This is a genomic window from Ochrobactrum sp. Q0168 (assembly GCF_016427605.1).
Classification (GTDB): Bacteria; Pseudomonadota; Alphaproteobacteria; order Rhizobiales; family Rhizobiaceae; genus Brucella.
In genome coordinates this window covers 1-13,910 of record NZ_JAELXQ010000030.1, presented here as the reverse complement: position 1 = coordinate 13,910, position 13,910 = coordinate 1, and the positions used below count along the sequence as shown (strand labels likewise).

The window sequence follows — 13,910 nt, the reverse complement described above, 5'->3', positions numbered from 1 at the left end:
AAATGGTAACAGGGTTGCCGTAAATCGCGCAGAATCCCACGCCATCTCGTTTCGAACTGCGACAAAGCCGCTGCCAATCCAACACCGGATTGGCAGCGGCAGTTCCTGTTGCTGACCGGCAATCAACGTCATCTGGCACCAGGCGATCATCGGTGTGGACAGGCGCATCAATTTTTCCGATCGTTCCGCCGTGCGACGATTCATGGGATCAGATCTGTCGTCAAAATCGCGGGATGGTTCAGAAACCTGCCGTCACTTTGATCGGAAGAAGCGGTTGTAGACTATCAAAAATCTGCCATATCAATGTGCGACTTCCGTCTAATTCATATGAGGCTTCCAGTTATTTGCCTGCGGCCTAGGCTCATAAAGTGATACACCAGATGCATAATGCGATGAGTTTGATTGCAGCGAGCAAATTGGCAGGATTTTTATCGTAACGCGTGGGGGGATACCACGATAGTGTTTGATGCGATTAAAGAAGCGCTTGACCAGATTTCTCTGGCGATACACCCGTTTTGAGAACGCGAAGACACCCTTGCAGATGGCATCGGTGCCGGAAGATTTGTCCCCAGCGTGCTGCCTTCTTTGATAACTGCTTGTCATACAGGCAGAAGCAAACGGCGAAGCAGGCCGTTTCAACATGGATCGGCGCCACAGAATAAATTTGCCGGAATGTAGCAGATTTCAGTCGCCTGATCTTTGAGATTTCGTCCCGAAGCCGAGAAACTATAAGTGGCCGGTTCATATTCGTGCGTGCTGCGCGGAAGGCTCCGCCCCAATGCGATGCTCAGCGAAAGTGGATGTGCCGATGCCCTATCAGTTAAGCCTTCTCGACAAGAGCCCGGTAGCACAAGCAGTTAATGCTGAAACCGCTCTTGCGAATACCGTTTCCTATGCCCAGGCAGCCGAACAGGCGGGCTACAAGCGGTTCTGGGTTGCGGAACATCATCACGCGAATGAGCTGGCCGGGCCTTCACCCGAGGTGCTTGTTTCCTACCTTCTTGCATCGACAAAACGGATCAGAATCGGTTCTGGCGGCGTGATGCTTCAGCATTACAGCCCTTATAAAGTTGCAGAAAACTTCAACCTTCTGGCGGCCCTTGGGCGCGGACGCGTTGATCTCGGTGTCGGCAAGGCGCCGGGCGGACTTCCTTTATCAACCAAGGCGTTGCAGCAGGAAACAGGCAGCGAAAAGCGGCTCGATTTCAACAGCAAGCTTGAGCAGCTCAGCGCATTTCTCGGCGGTGACAGGATCGCTTCCGGGCCGTTTGAAGGGTTGGCAGCAACGCCCAAACCGCAGGTGTCTGCGGAAAAATTCCTGCTGGGTGCAAGCCCTGAGAGCGCTTTGCTTGCAGCCCATTCCGGCTGGGATTTTGTCTATGCCGGTCATTTGAACGGCGACACAGCCAATCTGCAGAAGTCTTTCGACGCCTATCGCAATGTGGCTGGAAAGGTGCCGGTGCTGGCGCTTGGCGCAGTGGTTGCGGCGAGCCAGGACGAGGTTGATGCAGCGGTCTCGAAAATCAAAATCTTCAAGGTTTATCTGGCTTCGGGGCAATCGGTCTCAGTCGGTACACAGGAAGCAGCCGCCGAGTTTGCGCGACAGGCTGGAGAGACCAATTATCGGGTTGAAGAAAAGCACCCAAATGTGCTCGCGGGTTCTGCAAAGCAGGTGAAGCAGAAGCTCGATGCGCTGCAAGAGCAATATGGGGTGGTAGAGTTTGTGCTCGAGTTTCCCGCAGTTTCACATGAGCAGAGATTAGCTGCCATCGAAAGCCTCGCAGACGAACGGCTGGCAATCGCTGCCTGATCCAAGGCCACTGGCTATAGGGAGAATTTGAAGTGAGTTCCAAGCAGATTAGATTCGGTGTGATGCTGCAGGGTGCAGGCGGACATATGAATTCCTGGAAACATCCATCCGGGCCCGCGGACGCCAGCGTGAACCTGCAATTTGTCATTGATACGGCACGCAAGTCCGAGGAGGCTGGTATCAGCTTCGCGTTCATCGCGGATGGGCTCTATATCAACGAGATTTCTATTCCGCATTTTCTCAATCGCTTTGAGCCTTTGACCGTCCTTTCGGCGCTCGCAGCGAACACGAAACGCATTGGTCTCGCAGGCACGGTTTCGACCTCCTACAGCGATCCGTTTACGATTGCGCGGCAGTTCGCTTCGCTTGACCTCATCTCCGGCGGACGTGCGGGCTGGAATGTGGTGACATCACCGCTCGAAGGATCAGGCCGCAACTATGGCAAGCCACATCCAGAGCACGCTCTGCGTTATGAAATTGCCGATGAATATCTCGAAGTAACCAAAGGTCTTTGGGATTCATGGGATGAAGACGCCTTCATCCGTGATCGCGAGAGCGGGCAGTTCTACAAGCCGGAAGGTTTTCATCGGCTCGACCACCAAGGGCGCTTCTTTTCGGTTGAAGGGCCGCTCAATATCCAGCGCTCGCCGCAGGGCCAGCCGGTCATCTTTCAGGCCGGTGCTTCCGAAGCGGGTGTAGGACTTGCGGGCAAACATGCGGACGCCGTCTTCACCAATGCGGGCACCATCAAGGACAGCCAGACATTTTATGCGCAGATCAAAGCCAGCGCGGTTGCCCATGGGCGCTCGCAGGACGATGTCGGCATTTATCCTGGCATCGGCCCCATCGTTGGGCGAACGGATGCAGAAGCCGAAGAAAAATATCAGGCGATCCGTAATCTCGTCAGCGTCAACGAAGCGCTCTCCTATCTCGGTCGTTTCTTCGATCACCATGACTTCACCGCCTACGATCTCGATGCGCCTTTCCCCGATCTTGGCGATGTCGGCAAAAACAGCTTTCGTTCGACCACGGATCGCATCAAGCGGGACGCGGCTGCAAACAAGCTGAGCCTGCGTGAAGTAGCCTTGAATGTGGCCACACCACGCACGTCCTTCATCGGCACCGCAGAAAAGGTTGCTGACGAAATCGTCCTTTGGAAAGAGCAGAAGGCGGCTGATGGTTTCATCCTCGGTTTCCCAGTGATTGCCGAAGGGCTGGATGATTTCATTGCCCATGTTCTGCCCATTCTGGAAAAGCGCGGATATCACGAAAGCAGCCTGAAACACGATACACTGCGCGAAAATCTGGGGCTGGTGCATCCGCAGAGCCGTTATGCGAAGACCGCTGAAAACAACGATGCCGGAAGTTCCCGAAAGGGTGCGGCATGAATATTCATCGGTCGCCAGACGTGAACCGGAAACTGGAAATCGAGGCGGGGCTTGCCGCGTTTATCGACGAGTTTATCGTTTTGCGTCGCGACATTCATGCGCATCCGGAGCTGGCGTTCCAGGAAACACGAACCTCTGCGCTGGTGGCGGCTTATCTCCGTCAATGGGGCTATGACGTCACAACCGGCGTTGGTGGTTCGGGCGTTATCGGTACATTGAAGCGTGGCAAATCCAGCAAGGCCATTGGCATCAGGGCGGACATGGACGCCCTGCCGATCACCGAAGCAACTGGCCTGGATTACGCAAGCAGCAATTCGGGTGCGATGCACGCATGCGGCCACGACGGACATACGACCATTCTGCTGGCAGCGGCCCGATATCTCGCTCAGTCCGGTCGTTTTTCCGGCACGTTACATCTGATTTTCCAGCCTGCGGAGGAGATTGGGGCAGGCGCCCGACGCATGATTGAAGACGGCCTCTTTGAGCGCTTTCCGTGCGATGCCGTCTATGGGCTGCATAACTGGCCGGGTGTTCCCACCGGAAGGTTCGGCTTTGTCACCGGCCCGGCAATGGCATCGGTGGACCGGGCAAAAATCCGCGTTAACGGGCGCGGCGGTCACGGAGCGGAACCACACAAGTCGGTCGATCCGGTTGTGGTTGCTTCATCGATTGTTCTGGCCTTGCAAACGGTGGTCGCGCGCAATCTCGATCCGCTCGACATGGGGGTGGTGACAGTGGCCTCCATTCATGGTGGCGATGCATTGAATGTCATTCCGGCTCATGTCGATCTTGGCATTACCATCCGCTCGTTCTCGCAAATTGTGCGCGAGGAATTGCGAGGACGGATTGAAACTATTGCGCGTTCACAGGCCGAAAGCTTTGGTGCTGTTGCCGACGTCAATTATCAATGGGGCTTTCCCGCGCTGATCAACGCAAAAGCCGAGACGGAATTTGCGCGACAGGTCGCGCTCGACACTTTCCCGACCGAAAGCGTTATCGAAGATTTTCGACCGCGCACGGCGAGCGAGGACTTTGCCTTCATGCTCGAACAGAAGCCGGGGACGTATTTCTTCGTCGGCAATGGCGACAGTGCTGGTTTGCATAGCCCCTATTACAATTTCAACGATGAAATCCTGCTTCCAGCCGCGCTGTTTTGGGTTCGACTGACTGAAGCCTCGCTGATCTGAGATTGCACGATTTCTTCAACATGGATGGCCCATCATGGCGGATGAATTTCTCTACACTTCGACGACCGATATTCGTGCAGTGCCATTGATCGAGGCGCTGACGATTGAGTATGACACGCGTTACGGCACCTATTTCAATGAAGAGGGTGCAGCCGCCGAAATGAACAGATATCCACCGGAAGCTTTTGCGCCTCCGCACGGCAATTTCCTATTGCTGCTTCGTGATGGCCAGACAATCGCTGGTGGTGCATTCATGCGCTATGACGATGTGACAGCCGAATTCAAGCGCATTTGGACCCATAGCGATTTGCGCAGACAGGGGCTGGCCAAAAAGGTGCTTGAAGAGCTTGAAGCGCAGGCTCACCGTCAGGGCTACAGCCGCGTTTATTTGACCACTGGTTTCAGGCAACCGGAAGCCAAAGAGCTTTACTTAAGAAACGGCTACACGGCGCTTTTTGATGTCTCGGCCGATCCCGAAATTTACGGGACTTTGCCTTTCGAGAAAAATATCGGACAAGTTGATTTTCACCATGCCGACATCGCACCAAAACAGACAGTGTTTGGCTAAGCGAATGCTGGGGTATTGGCGTGGGTGTTATGGAAAAAACATCCGCTCTAACCAGATTAAATAGACTTATTTGTTTTGAAACCCGATGCCTCATCTCCGAAACTGAGATTGAGTGACTTACATGACCGACGCGTCTGCGGTGAGTCATAAGTTGAATGGCAATTCGGAGCAGCGTTGATCATGGCCATTGCTACAGATTTTGCGGGTACGGACAGAGAGACAGGCTCTCGTGTAAGTCCCGGCGACTTCAAACATTATCGCATCGTTCCGGCGCGCTACCCGGCGCGTGTCATTGGTACAATCATCGCCGCAGGCCTGATTATCGCCGTGCTGCAATCGGTTCTGACCAATCCCAAATGGGGATGGCCAGTCTTTGCAGAATGGTTCTTCTCTGAGCCTGTTCTCGTTGGCTTGATGCGGACGCTGTGGCTAACAGCCCTTGCAACAGTGCTTGGATTTGCGCTGGGAACCGCGCTTGCGCTTGCTCGCGTTTCGCGCTCGCCGCTGCTCTCCGGTCTTTCTTGGGCCTATATCTGGCTGTTGCGCTCCATTCCGCTGATCGTGTTGCTTCTCGTTCTGAACAATCTCGGTTATCTCTATGAGACTGTCAGGGTAGGTGTCCCATATACGGATATCACTTTTGCCGAATATCCAACCGTTCAGATCCTCAGTCCGTTTGCTGCCGCCCTTTTGGGGTTGAGTCTCAATCAGGCTGCGTTCTCTTCCGAAATTATCCGTGGCGGTATTCTGTCCGTCGATCAGGGGCAGCTCGAAGCGGCTGCTGCTCTCGGCTTGCCGCGACGCAGACAAGCCTTCCGCATCGTGCTTCCGCAGGCCATGCGTACCATCCTGCCGACGGGCTTCAATGAGATCATCGGTCTTGCTAAAGGAACGTCGATGGTTTATGTACTCGCACTGCCGGAGCTCTTCTACACGGTGCAAGTCATCTACCGCCGCAACCTCGAAGTCATTCCTCTGCTGATGGTCGCGACCGTCTGGTATCTGATCATCATGACGGTGCTGTCGATTGCGCAATATTACATCGAACGGCATTTCTCGCGTGGCGCATTGCGCAATCCACCACCAGCTATTCTGACACGTCTTTTCGCTCGTTTCTTTCCAGCAGAAACCCCGGTATCGACCAAGGCTGAGACTGTTGCATTAAGCGAACGCGATGCGCGGATTAGCGAAACACTCGCTGTCGGTGGTTTCACCGCTACGCGGCGCGGCGCGGTGGACATTCACGGTGTATCGAAGCGCTTCGGCAACAATCTCGTTCTCGACGATGTCAGTCTGCATATCAAGCCCGGCAGTGTGACTGCGATCCTTGGTCCATCGGGTTCGGGCAAGTCGACATTGCTGCGATCCATCAATCATCTGGAACGTGTCGATGATGGCTTTATCTCGATTGATGACGAATTGCTGGGCTACCGCCAGAGCGGCAACGCCCTCTATGAGTTGAAAGAAAAAGACATTCTGAAAAAGCGCGTCGATGTCGGCATGGTGTTTCAGAACTTCAATCTCTTCCCGCATCTGACTGTGCTTGAAAACATCATCGAAGCACCGATGATCGTCCGTGGCCTGAGCCGGGAAGCCGCGACCGTGGGTGCCAAGCGTTTGCTCGCGCGCGTTGGTCTCAGCGAAAAAATCGATGCCTATCCGCGTCAGCTTTCGGGTGGTCAGCAGCAGCGTGTCGCCATCGCCCGCACACTGGCACTCAATCCCAAAGTCATCCTGTTCGATGAACCAACTTCTGCGCTCGATCCGGAGTTGGTGGGCGAAGTGCTGGATGTGATCAAGGAGCTTGCGCGTTCCGGCACCACACTTGTCATTGTAACCCATGAGATCGGCTTTGCGCGTGAAGTGGCGGATACGGTGGTCTTCATGGAAGAGGGCCGTATTCTCGAAACCGGCAGACCGGATCAGCTTTTCAATGCGGCAACGCATCCCCGAACCCGGGAGTTTCTCGCAAAAGTCCTCTGACGCCAGTACGCCCGTTTAAAACCACAATTCCCGACAATCACGATTGCCCGATGAGGGCAATCGACGGGGATTGTTTGTCCCAAATTCAGATTATTCTCAGGAGTCTTTCAATGAAATCAGGTAACTACAAGAACGCAATATTGAGCGGTTTTCTGGCAGCAGCAACACTGTTCAGCGCGCCGGCCTTTTCCGCAGCACTCGATTTGAGCCCGGAGCAGCCAAACCGTCTGCGCACGGAAAAAAGCGATGCCGTCATCAATGCTGTCCCCAAGGATTTCAAGTTCGTGCAGGATGGTAAGTTTGTCGTCGGCATCAATCCATGGGTGCCTCCGATCAGCACTTACGCAACGGATGCAAAGACCGTGGTGGCCTTCGATCCCGATCTCATTCAGCTGGTTTCTGATACCTTGGGGCGCGAGCTTGTGCTGGTACCGATCGCCTGGGCCGACTGGCCACTTTCGCTTGAATCTGGCAAGTTCGACGCCGTGATTTCCAATGTGACTGTGACCGAAGAACGCAAGGAAAAGTTCGACTTTTCAACGTATCGGAAGGATGAGTTGGGGTTTTACGTCAAGGCGGACAGCGCTATCACGTCATTGAAAGAGCCAAAGGATATTGCGGGCCTGAAGATCATTACCGATCCCGGCACCAATCAGGAAAACATCCTTCTGCAGTGGGACAAGAAGAATATCGAAGCTGGTCTGAAGCCTATCGAAGTGCAGTACTATGACGACGATGCGGTCAAGAGCCTCGCGCTTGAATCCGGTCGCGCGGACGCAGTCTTCAGCGTCAATGCCGTTCAGGCCTATGCCGCATCGCAGCACGGCAAAACCAAGCTTGTCGGCACGGTGAGCGGCGGCTGGCCGCAGACGGCGGAAGTGGCAATCACCACGCGCAAGGGCAGCGGTCTTGCGGACGCACTGACGCTCTCGCTCAATGAACTTATCAAGAATGGAAAATATGGCCAGGTGCTCGAGCGTTGGAGCTTAAGTTCGGAAGCCGTTGATGAGGCAAAGACCAATCCTGCCGGATTGCCGAAAAGCGGATCGTGAGGGGTTGGGTTGGCACATGAGGGGACGCATGTGCCAGCCCATCGGTACGTTACTTAAATGGAGAACAGTTTATGAGAGCAAGTGCTCTGTTAATAGCTGCATGGGCATTGGTAGGGGCTTCATCTCTTCCGGCCTTTTCGGAAGAAGATTTTGATCTGTCACCGGAACAGCCTGGCCGCATTCATGTGCAGAAAGATGCCGCAGCAATCGCGGCCATTCCAGCCGATTTCAAATTCGTCACGCCGGGCAATTTGACCGTTGCCGTGGCACCAGGCGGTCCGCCGCTGGCGGCCTATGCCACCGATGCCAAAACTGTTGTGGGTGCGGATGCGGACTATGCGTCCGCAATTGCTGAAAGCCTAGGGCTTGAACTCGAAAGCGTTCCCGTCGCATGGATCGATTGGCCGTTGGGTCTCGCCTCAGGCAAGTATGATGCCGTGATATCCAATGTTGGTGTCACGGAAGAGCGCAAGGAAAAGTTCGACTTTTCTTCCTACCGACAGGGCCTGCATGGCTTCTTCGTGAAAGCCGACAGTAGCGTTACGTCTATCAAGGAACCAAAGGATGCAGCGGGCCTCCGCATTATCGTCGGTGCCGGAACCAATCAGGAGCGCATTCTTGTCAAGTGGAGTGAAGAAAATGAAAAGCTGGGGCTGAAACCGCTGGAACTACAATATTACGATGACGAGGCTGCCAGCCTTCTGGCTCTACAATCGGGTCGAGCGGATGTGATTGTGCAACCCCATGCACAGCTCGTATTCATCGCCTCGCGTGACAAGAATATCAAACGTGTCGGTACGCTGAGTGCCGGCTGGCCGGATCGCTCGGATGTGGCAATTACAACACGCAAAGGCAGTGGACTTGCCAACGCGCTGACTATCGCCACCAACAGCCTGATCGCAAGCGGAGACTATGCTCGCATTCTCGACCGCTGGCATCTGAAGGAGGAAGCCCTGGAACATTCGGAGACCAATCCGCCCGGATTGCCGAAATTCAAATAAGCTTATCCGTGCAGTTGGAGCGCCTTGTGGTCCGATGGAACCAGATCGGTGCTCTAACTCTTTCTCGCATTATCCGACGCAAAACCGTTTCACATTTTTCGGGATGCGTCCAATATCACGGGGCATAGCGTGTCAAAAAATATCGATTATTTCTTTTCCATCGGCTCGCCCTGGTCATATCTTGGGCTTGATACGCTCGAGGAACTGGCAGAGCAGCATGTGGTCGAAATCAATCCCTATCTTGCCACGGTCATTGAGGAAAATGGCGGCATCTTCTCACGCAACCGACCGGAAGTACGCCGCGCTTACGGCACGCAGGATCTGAAGCGTTGGGCCAAGTTTCGTGGCAAGCCGCTTTTTATTGATGGCCGCCCAGCTTTAAGTGACCCTACGCCTGCTTCCTTCAGTGTGATTGCAGCCTATCTTGAAGGCCAGAACTGGCTACAGCTGACGCGGGTGTTTCAACACGCATTCTGGTCGGAAGCCAAGGATATTGGTAGACCGGAAGTCCGTAGTGCCGTTGCGAACGAATCCGGATTCAACGGCGATTACCTTGTTGGGCGTGAGAATGATCACGACGTTCAGGCCAAGTGGAAGTCAGATCGGGAACGGGCCATCGATAAGGGCGTCTTCGGTTTTCCGACCTATATCTATGATGGTCAGACCTACTGGGGACAGGACAATCTCGGGTTTCTTGCGAGCCATCTGCGAGAGGAAAGTCATTAAACGTACTCCACGGCCCCATCCTTCATACAGCCTTTCGGATGCCAGCCGAGGTGTCTGACCTTTGAACCAAAGTTGCGGGATGTGTGGGAACTTTCAAACCGAGATTGTCCCGCAATGTCGGGCCATCATAATCGCTGCGGGCAAGCCCGCGGCGACGTAGCTCCGGCAGAACAAGCTCGACAAAGTCTTCCAGACCTGCCGGAAAGATTGGCGGCATCACATTGAAGCCATCTGCGCCATAGGTTTCAAACCGTTCTTCGAGTGCGTCAGCCACGTCCCTTGCCGTGCCGACGATTTGCAGATGGCCGCGCGCACCTGCAACCCGCAGATAAAGCTCGCGAATGGTTAGATTTTCGCGACGGGCCAGTTCAAAGAGAAGCTCCTGTCTGCTTTTGCTGCCTTGGGTTTCCGGCAGTTCAGGCACGGGACCGTCGAGGTCAAACTGCGAGAGATCGGGACCAGACCAGCCGGCAGAGAGAATATTGAGCCCCACAGAGGGATGAATGAGGTTTTGGAGTTCGTCAAACTTGTCCTGAGCCTCTTGCCTCGTGCGGCCAACAACTGGAAAAATGCCAGGCATGATCTTGATATCGTTCGCATCACGGCCGTAACGGGCAGCGCGCTGTTTGACATCCTTATAGAATGCTGCAGCTTCCTCAACCGTCTGCTGAGCCGTGAAAACAACATCCGCACTTTTTGCAGCCAGTTCCTTTCCAGCCGCTGACGATCCGGCCTGCACCGTCACCGGATGTCCCTGCGGCGAACGCGGCACATTCAACGGCCCCTGGACCGAGAAATGCTTGCCCTTGTGATCAAGCACATGCCGCTTGGTCGGGTCAAAGAAACGTGCCTCTTCCTTGTCGTAAAGGAAGGCACCTTCTTCCCAGCTGTTCCACAGCCCCTTTACGACATCCGCGAATTCTTCCGCCCGTTCATAACGGTCGGCATGTCCATAATGGTGATCGAGATTGAAATTACGCGCCTCGAAATCGCTGGCTGACGTCACAAGGTTATAGCCAGCGCGGCCGCCGCTTAAGTGATCAAGTGAAGCAAATTTCCGCGCAATGTGAAAAGGCTCATTGAAGCTGGATGATGCCGTTGCAATGAGACCGATATGGGTCGTCACAGCCGACAGCGCTGACAGAAGCGTGAGTGGCTCAAACTGGGCTACGTAGCTGTGGGCTGTGCGGCTTAGAATTTCAAGATTGTCGCCGCGGGTTCCCGCACCATCAGCAAGAAACAGCAGATCGAATTTGGCCGTTTCTGCCATCGAGGCTATGTTGCGGTAGTAGGAAAAATTGATGCCAGCATTGGCAACAGAATCCGGGTGCCGCCATGCCGCTATATGATGGCCGACCGGGTAAACGAACAAACCAAAACGCAGAAAACCGTCACGCTTTGCCATTTCAAGCGCTCCGGACCTCAAAGGGTGTTCCAACAGATATCGGTGGCAGTTCCAGATTTGCGCGGAAGTCAGAACCGATATAATCCGTATCAATCAGCGACCGGCGACGCAGCTCCGGGATCAGACCATTCACAAGCAGATCTTCCTGATCCGGATTGCCAATGCCGTGCAGCGTGAGAACGTCAACAGCACCCGCACGAAAGCGTTCTTCAATCGCATCGACGAGTTGCTCCGGCGTGCCTGCAACGGACCAGTGGCCGGTTTCCTGTGCCTCAATGATTAACTGACGCAAGGTCAGACCTTCGCGCGCATAACGGCGGAAGACTTCTACACGACCCCGGCGACGGTTAATGCTCGCGACTTCCGGCAACCGGTTTTCCGGCAGCGGTTTGTCGAGCGACAGATCGTTCAGATCAATATGTCCGCCGAGCATATCGGCAAGCTTGATACGCCCCTGATCATAATCGATTGCCTCATGCTTTTCTTTCACGCGGCGAGCGACATCGGCTTCAGAAGAGCCAATCACCGAATGAAACGAGTTCATGATAAATGGCAGATTGTTGTTGCGGCCAAACTGTGCTGCACGACGGCGCAGTTCGGTGGCAAAGGCTACGGCATCTTCAAGCTTTGGCTGTGACGTATAGACAACCTCGGCGTAGCGCGCACCAACCGTGACGCCAGCATCGGACTGACCTGCCTGAAACTGAACCGGACGGCCCTGCGGCAGAGGTGGCACATTCAATGGCCCCTGGACGCTGAAATGCTTGCCCTTGTAGTTGATACGGTGAAACTTTTCCGGATGGACGGAGATAGCGCCCGACGCCTTGCGGGTAATCGCATCGCGCTCATTTGCATCATAGAGCGCGTTGACGATTTCAATAAATTCCGCAGCCCGTTCATAGCGCTCTTCGGGGCCGGGCAAATCACCACCAAAATTTTCCTCGCCGACGGAGGAGGTTACGGCATTCCAACCCGTTCTTCCACCGCTCAAGTGATCGAGCGTACCAATCTGGCGCGCGAGATTGTAAGGATGCAGAAATGTGGTGGAGACCGTCGCAATAAGCCCGATGTGGGATGTTGCATGTGCCAGCGCTGCAAGCGCGACCACCGGATCTTGTGTCCCGGTGATGCCTGCAAGGCCTGCCGGATCAAGCTGGAGAAGGTCGGCTGTAAAGAGCCCGGTGATCTTCTCGGCTTCAGCTTTTCTGGCCAGCTCTATCGCGCGCTTGAACCCAAAGGTCTTATCCTGATCATTGTTTGCGGAAACGACATTGCTGGCGCCGAACAGGGTTTTCAGCCGGCGGGGGCGTGTTTTGGTCATGGAAGTTTCCTCGTGCTTTCAAGCAGCGCTTATCGTTGGAGCCGCACCGAGCAACGCGCGCGTGTTAGGAGGTAATCTATGTTTTTCATAGAATATTAATCGAGCAACGATCTTCCAATATTTGCACGCTCATTAAACGTTCATGCCGTGCAAACGTGCGAGCAAAAAGGCACCGTTAAGGAGAGATACTGTTCGTTGGCAGCTTTTTGCTTCCACTCAGCGCAAGTCGTAAAGGTTTTGTTTCAGCGGAGGTTTCCATGGTTGATATTATTGTCCAGTCTTCCCCACTGGATCTGGCCGCACAACCGCTCATCGACGGGCTGGTTCATGAATATGACAGCCGTTATGCTCATTTGGATCGTCCTGGCGGCGCGCGCGCGGAAATTCTGCGCTATCCCACAGAGGCATTTGCACCGCCGCTGGGCGGTTTTCTGCTGCTTCTGCGCGACGGGGAAACGATTGCCGGGGGTGCCTATATGAGCCACGACGATGAAACCGTGGAGCTCAAGCGCATCTGGACGGCATCGCATTTGCGCAGACAGGGGTTGGCACGCCGCATTGTTCTGGCGCTTGAAGAAAGCGCAGGTGATTTGGGTTACACGCGTGCCTATCTGTCCACGGGTTTTCGCCAGCCCGAGGCCACCGCGCTCTATTTTGCGCTCGGTTATCGGCCGCTGTTCGACACATCTCTAGATGTTCAGCAGTATCGCTCGCTGCCCTTTGAAAAACACATCGGAGCCAAACGGGGACTGCCGGCTTCATCGCCGCTTTATCCCGCTTCGGCCTCATTTGAAGAGGCAACCCAGCGCGTGCAGGAGCGCAAGGCGGTACAGGAAGCAAAAATTCTCGCGCGGCTTCAAAGCTATCGCGAAACCGCTGCGTAAGAAGAGAAACAAACGATGCCCTTGTCACGTATTGAACATTTTGCCTTCCTCATTCCCGGCAGTCATCACGAGAATGATCCTGCGCGAGGGTTGGAGGATACGCTTCAGCTTTTCGAGCATGGAGAGCGACTTGGATACGACAGCGCGTGGGTGCGCCAGCGCCATCTTGAGCGCGGTATTTCCTCTGCTGCCACTTTTCTCGCTGCCGCGTCGCAGCGAACGAAACGCATCGGCCTTGGAACTGCCGTTATTCAGCTTGGCTATGAAAACCCGTTCCGGCTGGCCGAAGATCTGGCCACGGTGGATTTGCTGTCAAATGGCAGACTGAATGTCGGTGTTTCGGTCGGCGCGCCACCTTTCGCGCATCTGATCGCGGATTTTGCCGATGCAGCGCCAACTGCCGATTACAGCTACACGCGCGCGGAAAAACTGGCAAAGGCCCTCCGCTCAGAGCCGCTTTCTGACGAGACCGAAGCAGGCAATGCCGCTGGTGCGCAAATTCCGCGTTTAAGACCTTTTGCCGAGGGGCTGACCGACCGCCTGTGGTATGGTGGTGGATCGCAGAATTCCGCGCGCTGGGCGGGT

Annotated in this window: 12 protein-coding genes and 1 pseudogene; 10 read left to right on the top strand and 3 right to left on the bottom strand. The window is 54.8% G+C overall.

Annotated features, from left to right (window positions below; genetic code table 11):
• Nucleotides 1-361: 361 nt before the first annotated feature.
• Nucleotides 362-537, bottom strand: a pseudogene (locus JAU75_RS23545) (IS5/IS1182 family transposase); the annotation flags it as partial.
• A 271-nt stretch (nucleotides 538-808) separates the two neighbouring features.
• Here JAU75_RS23545 and JAU75_RS23540 point away from each other — a divergent pair.
• From JAU75_RS23540 to JAU75_RS23505, 8 genes are all read left to right on the top strand, one after another.
• The gene (locus JAU75_RS23540) at nucleotides 809-1,810 is read left to right on the top strand and encodes an MsnO8 family LLM class oxidoreductase (protein WP_199058906.1); all 1,002 of its coding nucleotides are present in this window, start codon (nucleotides 809-811) and stop codon (nucleotides 1,808-1,810) included.
• Between the two features lie 62 nt (nucleotides 1,811-1,872).
• Nucleotides 1,873-3,198, top strand: coding sequence for an LLM class flavin-dependent oxidoreductase (locus JAU75_RS23535; protein ID WP_210339398.1), 1,326 nt, complete (start codon nucleotides 1,873-1,875; stop codon nucleotides 3,196-3,198).
• Nucleotides 3,195-4,385, top strand: coding sequence for a M20 aminoacylase family protein (locus JAU75_RS23530; protein ID WP_199058904.1), 1,191 nt, complete (start codon nucleotides 3,195-3,197; stop codon nucleotides 4,383-4,385). Before JAU75_RS23535 ends, JAU75_RS23530 begins: the two co-directional genes overlap by 4 nt.
• Before the next feature lie 34 nt (nucleotides 4,386-4,419).
• On the top strand, nucleotides 4,420-4,953 hold the full coding sequence (locus JAU75_RS23525) for a GNAT family N-acetyltransferase (RefSeq protein WP_199058903.1): 534 nt from the start codon (nucleotides 4,420-4,422) through the stop codon (nucleotides 4,951-4,953).
• A 180-nt stretch (nucleotides 4,954-5,133) separates the two neighbouring features.
• Nucleotides 5,134-6,936, top strand: a complete 1,803-nt coding sequence (locus JAU75_RS23520) for an amino acid ABC transporter permease/ATP-binding protein (RefSeq protein WP_199058902.1) — start codon at nucleotides 5,134-5,136, stop codon at nucleotides 6,934-6,936.
• 110 nt (nucleotides 6,937-7,046) lie between these two features.
• Nucleotides 7,047-7,988: an ABC transporter substrate-binding protein gene (locus JAU75_RS23515; RefSeq protein WP_199058901.1), complete on the top strand. Its 942-nt coding sequence runs from the start codon at nucleotides 7,047-7,049 to the stop codon at nucleotides 7,986-7,988.
• Nucleotides 7,989-8,059: 71 nt separating this feature from the next.
• Entirely contained in the window at nucleotides 8,060-8,989 is a 930-nt protein-coding gene (locus JAU75_RS23510) for an ABC transporter substrate-binding protein (RefSeq protein WP_199058900.1), read from the top strand.
• Between the two features lie 129 nt (nucleotides 8,990-9,118).
• The gene (locus JAU75_RS23505; RefSeq protein WP_199058899.1) at nucleotides 9,119-9,715 is read left to right on the top strand and encodes a DsbA family protein; all 597 of its coding nucleotides are present in this window, start codon (nucleotides 9,119-9,121) and stop codon (nucleotides 9,713-9,715) included.
• 22 nt (nucleotides 9,716-9,737) lie between these two features.
• On the opposite strand, the gene JAU75_RS23500 is transcribed toward JAU75_RS23505, so the two are convergent.
• Complete coding sequence (locus JAU75_RS23500) at nucleotides 9,738-11,120, bottom strand: LLM class flavin-dependent oxidoreductase (protein WP_199058898.1); 1,383 nt, start codon at nucleotides 11,118-11,120, stop codon at nucleotides 9,738-9,740.
• A gap of 1 nt (nucleotide 11,121) precedes the next feature.
• Nucleotides 11,122-12,441, bottom strand: coding sequence for an NtaA/DmoA family FMN-dependent monooxygenase (locus tag JAU75_RS23495; protein ID WP_199058897.1), 1,320 nt, complete (start codon nucleotides 12,439-12,441; stop codon nucleotides 11,122-11,124).
• 257 nt (nucleotides 12,442-12,698) lie between these two features.
• Between JAU75_RS23495 and JAU75_RS23490 the strand changes: the two genes are divergently transcribed.
• Entirely contained in the window at nucleotides 12,699-13,325 is a 627-nt protein-coding gene (locus tag JAU75_RS23490; protein ID WP_199058896.1) for a GNAT family N-acetyltransferase, read from the top strand.
• A 15-nt stretch (nucleotides 13,326-13,340) separates the two neighbouring features.
• Nucleotides 13,341-13,910, top strand: a 570-nt coding sequence (locus JAU75_RS23485; RefSeq protein WP_199058895.1) for an LLM class flavin-dependent oxidoreductase, incomplete at its 3' end; no start/stop codon positions are given.